Origin of the sequence: Brevundimonas sp. CEF1, assembly GCF_051353055.1 — a bacterium.
Taxonomy (GTDB): domain Bacteria; phylum Pseudomonadota; class Alphaproteobacteria; order Caulobacterales; family Caulobacteraceae; genus Brevundimonas.
On record NZ_CP195593.1, the window covers coordinates 2,015,788 to 2,031,106 of the forward strand.

Consider the following 15,319-nt stretch of genomic DNA (forward strand, 5'->3'; position numbering starts at 1 on the left):
ACCGATGGCCGACCTGTTCTCTACCCTCGACGACGCTGAACCCACCCGCCCGGAGGCGGAGACGAAGGCCCCTGCCTCGCCTCAGCCCGTCGTCGCGCCGATCCCCGCTGCGCCCGTGCCCGTGGCGCATGAGCCCAAGGTCGAACTGGCGACGCACGCCAGCACGGCGACTGCCGCCGCCACCGGCTATTCCGCCTCCTCGATCGAGGTGCTGGAGGGGCTGGAGCCCGTCCGCAAACGCCCCGGCATGTATATCGGCGGCACCGACGAGCGCGCCCTGCATCACCTCTTCGCCGAAGTCCTCGACAATGCGATGGACGAGGCCGTCGCCAAGCACGCCAAGCTGATCACCGTCGATCTGGACGCCGACGGCTTCCTGTCGGTCCGCGACGACGGCCGCGGCATCCCGGTCGACCCCCACCCCAAGCACCCCGGCAAGTCGGCGCTGGAAGTGGTCATGACCGTGCTGCACTCGGGCGGCAAGTTCTCGGGCAAGGCCTATGAGACCTCGGGCGGTCTGCACGGCGTCGGCGTCTCGGTGGTCAACGCCCTGTCGGACCATCTGAACGTCACGGTCTGGCGCGACGGCTTCGAATGGCGTCAGTCCTTCAGCCGCGGCCACGTTCAGGGCCCCATCCAGCAGGTCGGTCCCTCGAAGAAGAAGGGCACCCTGATCCGCTTCCACCCGGACGAGCAGATCTTCGGCGTCGGCGCGGCCTTCAAGCCCGCGCGCCTCTACCGCATGGCCCGCGCCAAGGCCTATCTGTTCCGTGGCGTCGAGATCAAATGGACCTGCGCCCCGGAACGCATCACAGACGCGACGCCGGCTGAGGCGACCCTGCACTTCCCCGGCGGCCTGGCCGACGCCCTGGCCGAGCGCGTGGGCGAACTGGAAACCGTCACCCCCGTCTTCGCCGGCCGCGCCGAGCGCAAGGGCGAGGCGGGCGCCCTGGAATGGGCTGTCACCTGGTCGCCCATCGGTTTCGGCGACGCCGACAGCTTCATCGCCTCCTACTGCAACACCGTCTCGACCCCTGACGGCGGCACGCACGAGGCCGGCTTCCGCGCCGCCTTGGTCAAGGGGCTGAAATCCTACGGCGAACTGACCAACGAGAAGCGCGCGGCCCAGATCACGGCCGAGGACGTCATCGCCAACGCCGGCGCCCTGATCTCCATCTTCATCCGCAACCCGGAATTCCAGGGCCAGACCAAGGACCGCCTGTCCTCGCCCGAGGGCCAGAAGCTGGCCGAGCAACTGCTGCGCGACCCCTTCGACCACTGGCTGACTGAAAGCCCCAAGCAGGCCAACGCCCTGCTCGGCTTCGTCATCGACCGCGCCGAGGACCGCCTGCGCCGCCGCAAGGACAAGGAAGTCCAGCGCGCCGCCGCCACCCGCAAGCTACGCCTCCCCGGCAAGCTGTCGGACTGCTCACGCCAGGCCGCCGAGGGCACAGAACTGTTCATCGTCGAGGGCGACTCGGCCGGCGGCTCGGCCAAACAGGCCCGCGACCGCACCACCCAGGCCATCCTGCCCCTGCGCGGCAAGATCCTGAACGTCGCCTCGGCCACGGCGGACAAGCTGCGCGCCAACGTCGAACTGTCCGACCTGGCCCTGGCCCTGGGCGTCCAGCCCGGCAGCCGCTTCAACATCGAAGACCTGCGCTACGAGCGCATCGTCATCATGACCGACGCTGACGTGGACGGCGCCCACATCGCGGCCCTGCTGATCACCTTCTTCTACCGCTCCATGCCCGAAACCATCCGCCAGGGCCGCCTCTTCATGGCCCTGCCGCCGCTCTATCGCATCAGCGCCGGTCCCCTCTCGGAATACGCCCGCGACGACGCCCACCGCGACGAGCTGATGGCCACCGTCTTCAAGGGCAAGAAGGTCGAGATCGGGCGCTTCAAGGGCCTGGGCGAGATGATGGCCTCCCAGCTGAAGGAGACCACCATGGACCCGAAGAAGCGGACCCTGGCGCGCGTCTCCCTGCCCGACAGCGAGGAAGAGATCGAGGATCTGGTCGAACGCCTGATGGGCCGCAAGGCCGAGGCCCGCTACCAGTTCATCCAGGACAACGCCCGCTTCGCCGTGGCCGATCTGGACGTTTAACTCGTTCACAAATCCGCTCATCCCCGCGGAGGCGGGGACCCAGTGCTTTGGCTGCAAGCGTTTCGCGAAAATCAGAGGGCGCTTGTCCAAGCGCAGCGCGTGAGGCTCTTACTGGGTCCCCGCCTCCGCGGGGATGAGCGGGTGGAGATCGCCTAAGACTTCAACAGCCGATCCCGCGCGGCGTTGACGCGCGCGGCCAGCCCCTCCGTCCCGCCCTGATCAGGATGTGCGCGCGCCATCAGGCGGCGCCAAGCGGCCTGCACGACCTCAGGCGTCGCATCGGCGGACACGCCCAGAATGGCCCGCGCCTCGGCTTCGGTCAGACGTTCAGCGGCGGGCGCGCGCGGCGCCGCCGGTCGGTTGCGTGACTGAACCGCCAGCCACAGCCCGGCCCCCGCCATCCCGATCGCCGCCAGCCAGACCCCGCGTGATACGGCTAGGACCGCCCCCGCGAACAAGGCCGTGCTGAGGATGGTCGCGGAAATTCGCCAGTGGCCGCGCCGCGCGCGCTCGGTCTGACGCCCCAGGCGGGCCAGCGCCCAGACCGCCACAGCGGCCAGCCCCAGCCAGATCAGGCCCATGCGACGATCAGGCCGCCGCCGCGTCCAGCGGAGCCAGAGAACCGCCCGCCGCGTCGTCCAGGCCCATGGCCTGCATCAGATTGCGCATTTCCTGACGCGCGGCCACGTGGGCCAGCGACACCGACACCGGGCGGATGTCGTTCGACAGATCGGCGACCGTCAGGCCGAACGGGAACAACTCGCGATAGATGACCCGGTCACGCAGGCCCGGCCCGACGCGGAAGCCGACGCGCTTGGCCAGCTTCTTCATCCGCTCTTCCAGACGGCGACGGTTGCGCGCCTCTGCCACGGCCAGGCGGTTGGTGACCACGATCCAGTCGATCGTCACCTGACGCCCCTCGGTGATGGCGCGATGCTTGCGCGCCTCCCAGACGCTCTCGGAATAGATGGAGGGCTTCTTCAGCTCCAACGTCACCGGATCGACCTCGCCCAGCAGGTCGAAGTCGACGAAGCTGTCGTTCATCGGCGTGACGATCTGATCGGCACGGCCATGGGCGGCGCGCGACAGGGCCGTGTCGCCGCCGGGGGTGTCGATCAGGATGATGTCGGCCACGGCCTGCGCCTCGGCATAGGCGGCGTCGAAGCGCGCCAGTTGCTCGGCCTCGTCCGCCTTGGCCAGGGCCTTGCCGTCGCCCATGTCGGGCACGAACGGCAGCGGCAGATCATGCCCATTGGCCGCCGTCCAGGCGGCGCGGTTCGAGAAGAAGCGCTCCATCGACCGCTGGCGCAGGTCCAGGTCGATGATGGCGACCTTCTTGCCTGCGTGCAGCAGGCCGGTGACGATGTGAATGGCCAGGGTGGACTTGCCCGCCCCGCCCTTTTCATTGCCGATGACGATGACCTGAGGCTGCGCCATGTTGGACCCCGATGTTTCGACGGGCGCGACTCAAGCGGTCGCGGTCCGTCCCAGACGCCCTAGATCGGGCCAAGGGCGTCAGTCGTCAACGAAACCTTAAGCCGCGCCTGTGGACGACCCCGCCTCTGCGGCCCGCACGCACCACGGATCGGACGCCGCCGCACGCCGGCACAGCGCCTTGGCCTGAGCCGATCCGGCGCGAACCTTCAGCCGCACCAGACGCCGACCATTGACCTCGACCGGCTCGAACACCGGGTTCAGACCGCCCTGCCTCAACCGATCCCACGCCGCCTGGGCCGAAGCCTGACTGGCGTAGGCGCCCAGCTGGATCAGCACAGCGGAAGACGGCTCCGAGACGGCCACCCGGCGCAAGGGCTGAGCCTCGGGCTGCACGGACGCCGCAGCCTGCACCTCGGGCGGAGCCTCGGGATCATGGAAGACCGCCGGCACAGCCGGCAGGACGGCCGCCGCCGTGGCGGTCAGCCCGTCGCGGGCGTCCCAGAGTTGATGCGGCGTCAGAAGCTCGACCTTCAGCGGACGCAGGCCCGCCTCCTCGGCGTTGCGCGGCGCGGCCGGTTCACGCGCGGGCTCAGGCTTGGCCGACAAGGGAATGGCCGCGATCCGGTCCGCCACATCCTCGAACCGGTGCGGGTCAGCCTCCGCCATGCCGCAGCCGGCCAGCAGCGCCGCTAAGGCGCCGACCGATCCGAGCCGCAGGATGACGGAAACGTTCATGCCCTCATGCTGAACCCAGTCTTTTGAGACAGGGTTGAGGAACAGGCTTAACGCCCGTTAAGCCCTCGCCTTCAGCCGATGGCGCCGACGCAGCCTTCCACGTCGCCCGGCGCCACGTCGGCGTCGGTCAGGGCCAGGGTCCAGCCGTGATTGGTGTTCAGGCCCCAACGGCGCGCGCCCGAGCCGTCGCCAGCGTCGCCGCCGACCGTCACCACCACGCGGCGGCCCGTCGGCAGGGCCGGCGGATCGATCTTGCCCACGGCCAGCGAGGTCGGCGTCTCGCCGCCGTAGCCGTCGAAGACGCTCAGCATCGACCATTCGCGGCGCAGACCCATCCACCAGGCGTCGTCGGTGTTGATCGACAGGACCGCCACGCCATGCCCCTCGGCCGCATGGGCCAGGGCGGCCTGCGGGTCGCGCACAAGCTTGATGTCAGCGGCGGCGCCGAAGCGCAGGCGCGCGCCGTCCACGGCCTTGGCCGGATCAATCGGGGCCCAGACATGGACCTGCAGGCGGCCCTGTCGCGCCAGGCCCCAGCCGACGATCTCGCGCCACAGGTGCTCGACCGCCTCGCGGTTTTCGGGTTCGCACTGTTTCAGGACGCGGGCCTGAACGGCCTGCTCGCGGTCAGGACGCAGCTTGGTGTGGGGGCCGGTCGGGGCGTCCTTGGCCTTGCCGACCTGGGCGGCGACGGCCAGACGGCGTTCGAACAGTTCGAGAATCTGATCGTCCAGGCTGTCGATTTCGGCGCGCAGGGCGGCCAGCGCCTTCTGCTCGGGGCTCAGTTCGGCTTGGTCAGCGGGCCAGACTTGCTGGATATTGGATTGCGGCATGGGATTGGGCTTTCGGCATGGGATTTCGATGGGGAGATCGCGTCCGCCGAGACATCAGGCAGGGACGCGTGCAGAGGCCGCTTGGGAGAAGCGGTCGCCAGCGAGACTGTCAGGGTTGGTTAGAAGCCCGACGCCTCAGCCGGCGTATCGAAAGCCGTAATAGCCGTAGCCAAAATAAAAGCCGGCCACCGCGCGCGTGGTGGTTTCAAGGGTCATTTGTGCGCGCAGCGAGGACATGAATCCGGTCCGGTTTCAGGATCAGGGTCGATCCGATCAGACCTTAAAGACGCAAACTTTATGCGCCGTCAACCTTCAGGGGCGCTGAGCAGGACAAATCGCGTCCGGTTGTCGCTGAAATCCTGCAGATCGTTGCGCAGAACGGACAGTCCATAGACCTCGGCCGCGCGGGCGGGCGCCACGGCGGCGCGGGTCACGTCGCCCGCTTCAGCCACCGCAGCGGCGGCGCCGCCGGTGTCGAAGACCTCGACCGAGGCGATCCTCATCTCGCCCAGGGCCTTGGAGCACTGTTGCAGGGCTACCGGATGGCTTTCGGCCGTCCTGATGTCCGACAACCGCGCCTCGGGAAGACCCAGCAGGGCCAACCGGATCGGCCGCCAGGCCTCGCTGACCACGACCAGACCGGCTTCGCGCACCAGACTGGCGGCGGGCTCGACCACGCCGATGGTCGAGTTCTCGACCGGGATCAGCGCCGACTGGCAGTCGCCCGACAGCAGGGCCTCGATGGCCCCGGCGAAGGTCTCAAAGCCGACCGCCTCGTCCCACGGGCGCAGGTCCAGGCAGGCTTCATGGCTGAAGGCGCCGGGCGCGCCCTGATAGGCGACGCGGCCCGGTCCGTCATCTTCGGTCCGCGCGGTCACGCGGCCTCGGAACGCGCCTGACGACCGACCTTGAGGCGTTCAGCCACGAGGAAGGCCAGCTCCAGCGCCTGATCCGCGTTCAGGCGCGGATCGCAATGCGTGTGGTAACGGCTCGACAGGTCGTCCTCGGTCACCGCCTGGGCGCCGCCCAGGCATTCGGTGACGTTCTGACCGGTCATCTCCAGGTGGACGCCGCCGGGGTGGACGCCCTCGGCCTCGGCCACATCGATGAAGGTCCGCACCTCGCCCATGACGCGGTCGAACGGCCGGGTCTTGTAGCCGTTGGCGGCCTTCAGGGTATTGCCGTGCATCGGGTCGATCGACCAGATGACGCGCCTGCCCTCGGCCTTCACCGCCCGCATCAGGGCCGGCAGGCGATCACCGACCTTGTCGTGACCAAAGCGGCCGATCAGGGTCAGGCGTCCAGGAATATTGTTCGGGTTCAGGGCGTCGATCAGCGGCAGGATGTCCTCCGCCGTCATGGTCGGCCCGCACTTGACGCCGATCGGGTTCGAGATGCCGCGCATGAACTCGATGTGCGCCCCGTCCAGCTGACGCGTGCGCTCGCCGATCCACAGCATGTGGGCCGAGGTGTCGAACCATTCGCCCGACGAACCTTCCAGGCGCGTCAGGGCGCTTTCAACGTTCAGCAGCAGGGCTTCGTGGCTGGTGAAGACCTCGACGCGCGACAGATCAGGATGGGTCTCGGGCGTGACGCCGACCGCCTCCATGAAGGCCAGGGCCTCGGTGATCTTGTCGGCCAGTTCGCGATAGGCCGCGCCCGCGCCGTTGTCGGCGAAGCCCAGGGTCCAGCGGTGGATGTTATAGAGGTCGGCATAGCCGCCGCCGGCGAAGGCGCGCAGCAGGTTCAGCGTCGAGGCCGACTGGTTGTAGGCCTTCAGCAGGCGCTGCGGATCGGGCACGCGCTCTTCGGGCGTGAAGCCCATGCCGTTGATGATGTCGCCGCGATAGGACGGCAGCTCGACCCCGCCGATCTCCTCCAGCGGCGACGAGCGCGGCTTGGCGAACTGACCGGCGATGCGGCCGACCTTCACCACCGGCTTGCGGCCGGCGAAGGTCAGGACCACCGCCATCTGCAGGATCAGGCGGAAGGTGTCGCGAATGTTGTCGGTCGAGAACTCCTTAAAGCTCTCGGCGCAGTCGCCGCCCTGAAGCAGGAAGGCGTCGCCCGCCTCCACCTGTGCGAGATGCTGGGTCAGCTTGCGGGCTTCGCCGGCAAACACCAAGGGCGGCATGGCCCGCAGCTCGTCTTCGACACGGGCCAGTTCGGCCATGTCAGGATAGTCCGTCGGCATATGCACGACGGGCTTGTTTCTCCAGGATTCAGGGGTCCAGCGCTTACTCATGCCGCCTAGATAGCCCTCCAGGCGTCTCGGAACAACAAATGTTGCGCCGCAGCGACAATTTCAGAGCGGCGACCAGGCCTCCTCGGCGGGCAGGGGCGCGAACAGGGCGTCCAGCGCCTCGTCGCTGACGCCCGACAGGCCGGCGGGCGACCACTTCGGCGCATTGTCCTTGTCGACGATGACGGCGCGCACGCCTTCCTGGAAGTCGTGGGTCTGCACCACCCGACCGCCCAGCGCATATTCCATCGCCATGTTGTCGGCGAAGGACGCCAGTGTCGCCCCGGTGCGGATCTGGCGCAGGCTGACCTTCAGCGACTGCGGCGACTTGGTCTTCAGCGTCTCCAGTTGCTTCAGCGCCCAGTCCGAACCGTCGGCCTCCAGCGCATCGAAGATCTCATCGACGGTATCAAAGGCGAACAGCCGGTCGATGGCCTCACGGTGCATGTCCAGCGGCGCCGGACCCGCGTCGCCCGCCAGACGGTCGGCCACAGCCTTGGGATCAGCGGGCGTCGCCAGCAGTTCGGCCTTCAGCGCCTCGACGCCCTCGCTCGACACGAAATGCGTATGGATGCCCAAGGCCACCGTGTCCGCCGCCTTCAGCCGCGCGCCCGTCAGCGCCAGCCAGACGCCCGTCTGCCCTGGCAGGCGCGGCAGGAACCAGCCGCCGCCCACGTCGGGGAACAGGCCGATGCCCGTCTCCGGCATGGCGTAGGTGGTGCGCTCGGTGGCGATGCGAACATCGGCCGGTTCGCTGATCCCCACGCCGCCGCCCATGACGATGCCGTCGACGATGGCCGTGATGGGTTTCGGGTATTCGAACATCAGATGGTTCAGCTGATACTCGGTCTTGAAGAAGGCCTTGGCCTCCGACGCATCCCCCGCCCCGCTCTCGGCGATCATGCGGATGTCGCCCCCGGCGCAAAAGCCGCGCTCGCCCGCATGGTCGATCAGCACCGACGTCACGGCGGCGTCGTCGCGCCAGGCCAGCAGCGCCTCGATCATCGCCTCGCACATGGCCCGGTTCAGCGCATGGATCGCCTTGGGCCGGTTCAGGGTGATGCGCCCGACGCCGCCTTCGACGCGGGTGATGATTTCAGCTTCGCTCATCGCGCCAGCTCCCGCGCGATGATCACCCGCATGATTTCGTTGGTGCCTTCCAGGATGCGGTGGACCCGCAGGTCGCGCACGATCCGCTCCAGCGGATAGTCCTTCAGGTAGCCGTAGCCGCCGTGAAGCTGCAGCGCCTCGTCGGCGATCTGGAAGCAGGCGTCGGTGGCCAGACGCTTGGCCATGGCGCACCACTTGGTCTTTTCCGGGTGGTTGTTGTCGATGGCCCAGGCCCCGCGCAGCACCATCAGCCGCGCCGCCTCGAGGTCCGTCGCCATGTCGGCCAGACGGAACTGCAAAGCCTGAAACTGGCCGATCGACTGACCGAACTGCTTGCGCGTGGTCACGTACTCCTGCGCCGTCTCCAGCGCCAGTCGCGCCCCGCCCAGCGAGCAGGCGGCGATGTTCAGACGCCCGCCGTCCAGACCGGCCATGGCGTATTTGAAGCCGTCGCCTTCCTGTCCCACCAGATTGCCGACCGGCACACGGCAGTCGTCGAAGCTGACCACGGCGGTCGGCTGGGCGTTCCAGCCCATCTTCTTTTCGTTGGCGCCGAACGACAGACCCGGCGTGTCCTTTTCAACCACGATGGTCGAGACGCCCTTCGCGCCCTCGGCCCCCGTTCGCACCATGACGACATAGACGTCCGACACGCCCGCGCCCGAGATAAAGGCCTTGGAGCCGTTCAGGACATAGTGGTCGCCGTCGCGCACCGCCGTGGTCCGCAGCGCCGCCGCGTCCGACCCCGAGCCCGGCTCGGTCAGGCAGTAGCTGGCCATCTTGTCCATGGTCACCAGCGACGGCACGAAGCGCGAGCGCAGGTCGTCCGACCCGAACTTGTCGATCATCCACGTCGCCATGTTGTGGATCGAGATGAAGGCCGCCGTCGCCACGTCCCCGCGCGACAGCTCCTCGAAGATCACCGCCGCCTCGACGCGGCCCAGGGCCATGCCGCCGTGCTCCTCGCCGGTATAGATGCCGCAGAAGCCCATCTCGGCCGCCGACTTCATCACATCGACGGGGAAGTGCTTGTCCTCGTCCCACTGGGCCGAATGCGGCGCCAGTTCGGCGTCGGCGAAGGCCCGCGCCGCGTCCTGAATGGCGCGCTGGTCGTCGTTGAGGGCGAAGTCCATGATCTTTTACTCCCGACTCTTGCCCTCTGACGGGGCGTTCGCGGCGCTTCTAGCGGGTGGTGGAGCGCGCGTCACCTTGCTGGTGTTGCAGCCCCACATTCCGCTCATCCCGGCGGACGCCGGGATCCAGTGCTTTGGCTGTACGCTCAGCGTTTGGGTTTGCGCACTTGTGCGCTTCAGCATTGGCGACGAGCGTGTTGCTCTTGCTGGATCCCGGCGTCCGCCGGGATGAGCGGAGGGGTGGACAGTTCGCCTTTTGCCTCTCCCCCCGCTTTGTTTTAAGCCGCACATCATGACCCTGCCCTTCCAGCCCGCCGCCTTCCCCTACGCCCGCCCGCGTCGTCTGCGTTCGCAGCCTTGGGTGCGCCGTCTGGTCGCCGAGACGACCCTGACGCCCGCCGACCTGATCTGGCCGATCATCGTCCACGACGGGTCCGAGGACCGGCAAGCCGTCGCCTCCATGCCCGGCGTCTTCCGCCTGTCGCCCAAGGAGGCCGCCAAGGCCGCCGTCGAGGCCCGCGACTTGGGCATCCCCATGATCGCCCTCTTTCCGAACGTGAACGACAGCCTGAAGGACAATGTCGGCACAGCCGCCAGCGACCCGGACGGCCTGATCCCCGACTGCATCAAGGCCATCAAGGACGCCGCGCCCGAGATCGGCGTCATGACCGACGTGGCGCTCGACTGCTACACCGACCACGGCCACGACGGAGTTCTGGAAAACGGCCGCATCGTCAACGACGCCACGCTGGAACGCCTGGCCGAACAGGCCTTCATCCACGCCCACGCCGGCGCCGACGCCGTGGCGCCCTCTGACATGATGGACGGCCGCATCCAGGCCATCCGCGAAGCGCTGGAGGCCAACGGCCTGTCGGACACGCTGATCATCAGCTACGCCGCCAAATACGCCTCGGCCTTCTACGGCCCCTATCGCGACGCGGTGGGTTCGTCGAAATCCCTGACCGGCGACAAGAAGACCTATCAGATGGACTACGCCAACGCCGACGAGGCGCTACGCGAGGTGGCGATGGACATTTCCGAAGGCGCCGACGCCCTGATCGTCAAGCCGGGCCTGCCCTATCTCGACATCGTCCGCCTGGTCTCGGACACCTTCAAGATCCCGACCTTCGCCTATCAGGTGTCGGGCGAGTACGCGATGATGCAGGCCTCCATCGCCAACGGCTGGCTGGAGGAAGACCGCGCCATCCTGGAAACCCTGCACGCCTTCAAGCGCGCCGGCGCCTCCGGCGTCCTCAGCTATTTCGCCCCCAAGGCCGCGCGTTTGCTGGGGGCCTGAATCCGTTGGTGACGGCGGCTGCCGATCTTGACGACACCGCCTTCGGTGAAACTCTGGCCCGGCGAACGGTCGAGGTCCTCAAGCGCGGCCGCTGGTTTGGCGACCTGAACGCCATCGTGCGCGCGCATCGCGATTACACCGGCCACGGCCTGTTCCACGACCATGCGAGCGGCGCCTTCTTCCTGGCGCGATCACAGGATGGCCTGCCCGACGCCGACACCCTGATTGAGTTCCGCTCCGAAGAGGCCTTCGTCGCCTGGTTGGCGGAGCAAAGCGACCTGAGCCTGTCTGGCCATACGCCGTGCGACATCGCGAACTTCAATTGCGACGCCGGCAATCAGCGCATCACTCGCGCCTTCCTGCTCGCGGAGCTTGCCCGTAGCCAGGCGCCCTAGGCCGTCGGGTCGACCGCCTGTCCATACTTGCCGCGGAAATAGGTCAGAGCGTCGCCGGGCCAGGCCTCGAAGGCGGCGACCCGACCGACGATGACCAGGTGATCTCCCATGACAATGCGGTCGTGGGTCGTGCAGTCCAGCCGCGTCACGGCGTTGCGCAGGCGCGGCGGCGCCGGGTCGCCGACCTCGAACTCGTCGTCCGACAGGGTGCAGACGCCCCAAGCGAAGCGGTCCGACATGGCCTGATCCTCGACCGGCAGCATGTGCACGGCGAAGCGCTCGGCCCCGGCGAAGGCGTCGTGGCGATCCGACTTCACGTCCAGGCACCACAGCACCAGCGGCGGGTCCAGCGACACCGAGGTGAAGCTGTTGACCGTAATGCCCAGCGGCCCCTCGGCCGTATGAGCCGTCACCACGCAGACGCCGGTGGCGAAACCGCCCAGCGCCTTGCGATAGGCCTTGGCGTCGAATTCGGAAGGAGATGAAGACCCAGTCACGCGCCTGACCTAAGCCGTGGACCGTCACCGGGCAAGGCCGCACCGGGAAACGACCGCACCGCAACCGCTTCTTAACGGGCGGCGTGGGATTCAGGGCTAACAAACGACGTTAAGATTGGCCTGCCCATGTCCGCGAGCGATCGTCCGATCCTCATCAAGAAGGTGAAGAAGGTGACCGCCGGCGGCCACCACGGCGGCGCATGGAAGGTCGCCTACGCCGACTTCGTGACGGCCATGATGGCCTTCTTCCTGCTGATGTGGCTGATCAATACGACTGATCCGGAGCAGAAGCGCGGCATCGCCGAATACTTCGCCCCGGCCAACGTCTCGGCCTCGACCTCCGGTTCCGGCGGCATCCTGGGCGGCACAGCCCTGGGCGACGACGGGGCCAAGAGCTCCGGCTCCATGGCCATGATCGAACAACTGGCGCCCGAAGCCCCGCAATCGCCGGAAGAAGCCGGCCAGAGCACCAACCTGGCCGGCGCCAGCGAATCCGCCCTGCGCGCCGAGATCGCCCGCCGCGAGGCCGCCGACTTCGCCAGCGCCGCCGAAAGCCTGCGCCAGGCCATGCAGGCCATGCCCGAACTGGCCGAGCTGTCGAAACAGCTGATCATCGATCAGACGCCAGAGGGCCTGCGCATCCAGTTGGTCGATCAGGAAGGCCGCTCGATGTTCGAGAACGGCTCCTCGCGCCCCAACCCGCGCGCCCAGATGCTGCTGCGAGCCATCGCCAAGGTCATCAACCAGTTGCCCAACCGCATCTCCATCACCGGCCACACCAGCGCCGTGGCCGGTTCCAGCCGCGCCAGCGGCGCCGGCGACTGGGCCCTGTCCGCCGAGCGCGCCAATGCTTCGCGCCTGACGTTGCAGAGCGCGGGGGTCAACGCCGACCGGGTCTATTCGGTCGCGGGCAAGGCAGGCTCCGACCCCCTCTATCCCGACGATCCTTCGCTGGCCGGCAACCGCCGCATCGCCATCGTCCTGCTGCGCGAGGCGCCGGTCCTGCCCACGGACACCAGCCTGTGACCGTCAGCGCCGCACTCACGGCGCTTGCGAAATCCCACGGTTGCGCGCCAAATCGGGACATGACGACCCGCGCGCATCCCTGCCGAAGCGATTGGAAACGGACGTAAGGCCGTGACCCAGCATTTCCCGACCCGGCAGCTGCGGTTCTTCATGACCGCCAACGCGCCCTGCCCCTATCTGCCGGGCCAGTTCGAGCGCAAGGTCTTCGCCAACCTGCCCTTCAGCGACGGCGCCGACGTCAACGACGCCCTGACCCAGGCCGGTTTCCGCCGCAGCCAGAACATCGCCTATCGCCCGGCCTGCGAGGCCTGCGCCGCCTGCGTCTCCGTCCGCATCCCGGTGGCCGAGTTCGCCTTCTCACGCTCGCAGCGCAAGATCCTGAACCGCAACGCCGACCTGTCGCGCGATCTGGTCGAGGCCGAGGCGACGATGGAGCAGTTCGACCTGCTGCGCCGCTATCTGACTGCCCGCCACCCCGGCGGCGGCATGAGCGACATGGGCTGGTCCGACTATGTGTCGATGGTCGAGGATACGGCCGTCCGCACCCACCTGATCGAATACCGCCTGCCCGCGAGCGACGACGGCCCCGGCGATCTGGTCGGTGTCTGCCTGACCGACCTGCTGCATGACGGCCTGTCCATGGTCTACAGCTTCTTCGACCCCGATCTGGAGCGCCGCAGCCTGGGCCAGTTCGCCATCATGGATCACCTGCGTCAGGCGGCGCTGGTCGGTCTGCCCTATGTCTATCTGGGCTACTGGGTCCAGGGCTCGCCCAAGATGGACTACAAGGCCAAGTTCAGGCCGATGGAGGCGTTGCGACCGCTGGGCTGGGAACGCCTCTGACTTCCTTCTCCCCTTGCGGGAGAAGGAATTAGGTCGTCGGAACCGCCGTGCTCGAACGCGGCGCCGACGGCGTCGGTCCCCACGGCCCTTCATCGCGACCGCCCGCGAACTTCACCAGGGCCGCGATCCGCTTCTCGATCGGCGGGTGGGTGGCGAACAGGCCGGAGAAACCCGCCTTGTCCGCCGTATTGTCCAGGAACATGCCGCGCAGTTCGTCGGGCGCCTCGATCTTCGACTGACCCGACACCTTCCTCAGGGCCGAGATCATGGCGTCCGGGTTCTTGGTCAGTTCCACCGCCCCGGCGTCGGCCACGTATTCCCGCGTCCGCGACAGGGTCATGCGAATGACCGCCGCCAGACCAAAGCCGATCACCCCGATGGCCAGACCGATCAGGATCAGCGGCATGGCGTTCTTGTTGTTCCCGCCGCGCCCCCCGCGCACATAGAAGAGGCTGCGGAACACCAGTTCGGCGACCACGCTGATGATGCCCGCAAAGATCGAGGCGATCACCATGGTCCGCACGTCCTTGTTGATGACGTGGGTCAGCTCGTGCGCCAACACGCACTCCATCTCATCGCGGCTCAGGGTCTGCATCAGCCCGCGCGTGACGGTGACGCTATAGTTGCCCTCATGCAGGCCGGACGCATAGGCGTTCAGCGACGGGCTCTCGATGATCCGCAGCGTCGGGGTGCGCAGGCCGCGCGAAATCGCGAGGTTTTCCAGCAGGTTGTAGAGGTCCGGCTCGACCCGGCGCTCGACCTTGCGCGCCCCCGTCATGGCGTCGATCATCGCCTGATTGCCGAAATAGGCGATGACGAACCAGATGGCGGCCACGACCAGGGCCGTCGGCACCGTCCAGCCCAGCATGGACGCCGCCAGAGCCAGGTCCTGCGACAGCGTCCCGCCCGAGTTGGGCAGCAGACCAAACCCCATCATCAGTACCTGAATGCCGAACAGCAGACCGACCAACAGCACCGGAAACCCGGCCAGCAGGATCGCTGACCGGGTGTTGTTCTGCCAGATGTGGGTCTTGAGGCCGACGGCCTGACCGAAAACCGCCATTGGGGCTTAGAACTTCACCGTCGGCGGCGCCGCGTTCAAGGCGGCGCGTTCGCCCTCGCCCACGTCGAAGAAGGGCTTGTCCGCGCCGAAGCCGAACAGACCGGCGAACAGGACGGTCGGGAACTGACGGCGCACGGCGTTGAACTCGCTGACCGCATTGTTGAAGAAGCGGCGCGCGGCGGCCAGCTTGTTCTCGATGTCCGACAGGTCCATCTGCAGCTGCTGGAAGTTGGCGTTGGCCTTGAGGTCCGGATAGGCCTCGGACACGGCGAACAGACGCCCCAGAGCGCCGGTCAGCATATTCTCGGCCTGAACCTTTTCGTCGACCGTGCGGGCGCCGGCGGCGGCGGCGCGGGCCTGGGTCACCGCGTCCAGCGTGCCGCGCTCGTGCGTGGCGTAACCCTTCACCGTCTCGACCAGATTGGGGATCAAATCCTGACGCTGCTTCAGTTGCACGTCGATGTCAGCGAACGACTGGTTGGCGGATTGATCCAGCGCCACCAGCCTGTTGTAGGCGCCCACCACGACGAACAGCAGAACGACGACGATGGCGCCGATGATGATCCAGGTGATCATAGAAATCTCCAGCCCCGGCCGG

The 15,319-nt window shown here is 67.7% G+C and carries 16 protein-coding genes; 5 read left to right on the forward strand and 11 right to left on the reverse strand.

What is annotated here, in order from left to right; all coding sequences use genetic code 11:
• Positions 1 to 4: 4 nt before the first annotated feature.
• Positions 5 to 2,110, forward strand: coding sequence for a DNA topoisomerase IV subunit B (gene parE, locus ACR9FL_RS10455; protein ID WP_436355524.1), 2,106 nt, complete (start codon positions 5 to 7; stop codon positions 2,108 to 2,110).
• Between the two features lie 152 nt (positions 2,111 to 2,262).
• Here the strand turns inward: parE and ACR9FL_RS10460 are convergent, their stop codons facing one another.
• From ACR9FL_RS10460 to ACR9FL_RS10495, 8 genes are all read right to left on the reverse strand, one after another.
• On the reverse strand, positions 2,263 to 2,691 hold the full coding sequence (locus tag ACR9FL_RS10460; protein ID WP_436355525.1) for a molecular chaperone DnaJ: 429 nt from the start codon (positions 2,689 to 2,691) through the stop codon (positions 2,263 to 2,265).
• Positions 2,692 to 2,698: 7 nt separating this feature from the next.
• The gene (locus tag ACR9FL_RS10465; protein ID WP_296177345.1) at positions 2,699 to 3,547 is read right to left on the reverse strand and encodes a division plane positioning ATPase MipZ; all 849 of its coding nucleotides are present in this window, start codon (positions 3,545 to 3,547) and stop codon (positions 2,699 to 2,701) included.
• Between the two features lie 96 nt (positions 3,548 to 3,643).
• Complete coding sequence (locus ACR9FL_RS10470) at positions 3,644 to 4,282, reverse strand: SPOR domain-containing protein (RefSeq protein WP_436355526.1); 639 nt, start codon at positions 4,280 to 4,282, stop codon at positions 3,644 to 3,646.
• Between the two features lie 71 nt (positions 4,283 to 4,353).
• Positions 4,354 to 5,115 carry a chorismate mutase gene (locus tag ACR9FL_RS10475; RefSeq protein ID WP_436355527.1) on the reverse strand — a complete coding sequence of 254 codons (762 nt, stop codon included), beginning with the start codon at positions 5,113 to 5,115 and terminating at the stop codon, positions 4,354 to 4,356.
• A 305-nt stretch (positions 5,116 to 5,420) separates the two neighbouring features.
• Positions 5,421 to 5,993: a prephenate dehydratase domain-containing protein gene (locus ACR9FL_RS10480; protein ID WP_436355528.1), complete on the reverse strand. Its 573-nt coding sequence runs from the start codon at positions 5,991 to 5,993 to the stop codon at positions 5,421 to 5,423.
• Positions 5,990 to 7,360, reverse strand: a complete 1,371-nt coding sequence (locus ACR9FL_RS10485) for a class II 3-deoxy-7-phosphoheptulonate synthase (RefSeq protein WP_436355529.1) — start codon at positions 7,358 to 7,360, stop codon at positions 5,990 to 5,992. The genes ACR9FL_RS10480 and ACR9FL_RS10485 overlap by 4 nt, the downstream gene beginning before the upstream one ends.
• Positions 7,361 to 7,420: 60 nt before the next feature.
• Positions 7,421 to 8,467, reverse strand: a complete 1,047-nt coding sequence (locus ACR9FL_RS10490; RefSeq protein ID WP_436355530.1) for an enoyl-CoA hydratase/isomerase family protein — start codon at positions 8,465 to 8,467, stop codon at positions 7,421 to 7,423.
• Positions 8,464 to 9,600 (reverse strand): isobutyryl-CoA dehydrogenase, encoded by a 1,137-nt coding sequence (locus tag ACR9FL_RS10495; protein ID WP_436355531.1) that lies wholly within the window; start codon positions 9,598 to 9,600, stop codon positions 8,464 to 8,466. Before ACR9FL_RS10495 ends, ACR9FL_RS10490 begins: the two co-directional genes overlap by 4 nt.
• A gap of 292 nt (positions 9,601 to 9,892) precedes the next feature.
• Here ACR9FL_RS10495 and hemB point away from each other — a divergent pair, with 292 nt between their 5' ends.
• Positions 9,893 to 10,897, forward strand: coding sequence for a porphobilinogen synthase (gene hemB, locus ACR9FL_RS10500; RefSeq protein ID WP_436355532.1), 1,005 nt, complete (start codon positions 9,893 to 9,895; stop codon positions 10,895 to 10,897).
• Between the two features lie 8 nt (positions 10,898 to 10,905).
• Positions 10,906 to 11,292, forward strand: a complete 387-nt coding sequence (locus ACR9FL_RS10505; protein WP_296177411.1) for a hypothetical protein — start codon at positions 10,906 to 10,908, stop codon at positions 11,290 to 11,292.
• Here the strand turns inward: ACR9FL_RS10505 and ACR9FL_RS10510 are convergent.
• Positions 11,289 to 11,789, reverse strand: a complete 501-nt coding sequence (locus ACR9FL_RS10510) for a flavin reductase family protein (RefSeq protein WP_296177413.1) — start codon at positions 11,787 to 11,789, stop codon at positions 11,289 to 11,291. The genes ACR9FL_RS10505 and ACR9FL_RS10510 overlap by 4 nt on opposite strands.
• A gap of 126 nt (positions 11,790 to 11,915) precedes the next feature.
• On the opposite strand from ACR9FL_RS10510, the gene ACR9FL_RS10515 reads away from it, so the two are divergent.
• Entirely contained in the window at positions 11,916 to 12,815 is a 900-nt protein-coding gene (locus tag ACR9FL_RS10515; protein ID WP_296177415.1) for a flagellar motor protein MotB, read from the forward strand.
• Positions 12,816 to 12,926: 111 nt separating this feature from the next.
• Complete coding sequence (locus ACR9FL_RS10520; protein WP_436355533.1) at positions 12,927 to 13,658, forward strand: arginyltransferase; 732 nt, start codon at positions 12,927 to 12,929, stop codon at positions 13,656 to 13,658.
• A gap of 28 nt (positions 13,659 to 13,686) precedes the next feature.
• Here ACR9FL_RS10520 and ACR9FL_RS10525 read toward each other — a convergent pair whose 3' ends face one another.
• Both ACR9FL_RS10525 and ACR9FL_RS10530 read right to left on the reverse strand, forming a co-directional pair.
• Positions 13,687 to 14,721: a M48 family metallopeptidase gene (locus tag ACR9FL_RS10525; protein WP_436355534.1), complete on the reverse strand. Its 1,035-nt coding sequence runs from the start codon at positions 14,719 to 14,721 to the stop codon at positions 13,687 to 13,689.
• Positions 14,722 to 14,727: 6 nt separating this feature from the next.
• A complete protein-coding gene (locus tag ACR9FL_RS10530) occupies positions 14,728 to 15,297 on the reverse strand; it encodes a LemA family protein (RefSeq protein WP_436355535.1) in 570 nt (189 codons plus the stop codon).
• Positions 15,298 to 15,319 lie beyond the last annotated feature (22 nt).

What these genes read in the sequence shown, in the direction of transcription:
- parE (WP_436355524.1), top strand. Translation starts at nt 5, where the DNA reads ATGGCCGACCTGTTCTCTACCCTCGACGACGCTGAACCCACCCGCCCG.
- ACR9FL_RS10460 (WP_436355525.1), bottom strand. Translation starts at nt 2,691, where the DNA reads ATGGGCCTGATCTGGCTGGGGCTGGCCGCTGTGGCGGTCTGGGCGCTG.
- ACR9FL_RS10465 (WP_296177345.1), bottom strand. Translation starts at nt 3,547, where the DNA reads ATGGCGCAGCCTCAGGTCATCGTCATCGGCAATGAAAAGGGCGGGGCG.
- ACR9FL_RS10470 (WP_436355526.1), bottom strand. Translation starts at nt 4,282, where the DNA reads ATGAACGTTTCCGTCATCCTGCGGCTCGGATCGGTCGGCGCCTTAGCG.
- ACR9FL_RS10475 (WP_436355527.1), bottom strand. Translation starts at nt 5,115, where the DNA reads ATGCCGCAATCCAATATCCAGCAAGTCTGGCCCGCTGACCAAGCCGAA.
- ACR9FL_RS10485 (WP_436355529.1), bottom strand. Translation starts at nt 7,360, where the DNA reads ATGAGTAAGCGCTGGACCCCTGAATCCTGGAGAAACAAGCCCGTCGTG.
- ACR9FL_RS10490 (WP_436355530.1), bottom strand. Translation starts at nt 8,467, where the DNA reads ATGAGCGAAGCTGAAATCATCACCCGCGTCGAAGGCGGCGTCGGGCGC.
- ACR9FL_RS10495 (WP_436355531.1), bottom strand. Translation starts at nt 9,600, where the DNA reads ATGGACTTCGCCCTCAACGACGACCAGCGCGCCATTCAGGACGCGGCG.
- hemB (WP_436355532.1), top strand. Translation starts at nt 9,893, where the DNA reads ATGACCCTGCCCTTCCAGCCCGCCGCCTTCCCCTACGCCCGCCCGCGT.
- ACR9FL_RS10515 (WP_296177415.1), top strand. Translation starts at nt 11,916, where the DNA reads ATGTCCGCGAGCGATCGTCCGATCCTCATCAAGAAGGTGAAGAAGGTG.
- ACR9FL_RS10525 (WP_436355534.1), bottom strand. Translation starts at nt 14,721, where the DNA reads ATGGCGGTTTTCGGTCAGGCCGTCGGCCTCAAGACCCACATCTGGCAG.
- ACR9FL_RS10530 (WP_436355535.1), bottom strand. Translation starts at nt 15,297, where the DNA reads ATGATCACCTGGATCATCATCGGCGCCATCGTCGTCGTTCTGCTGTTC.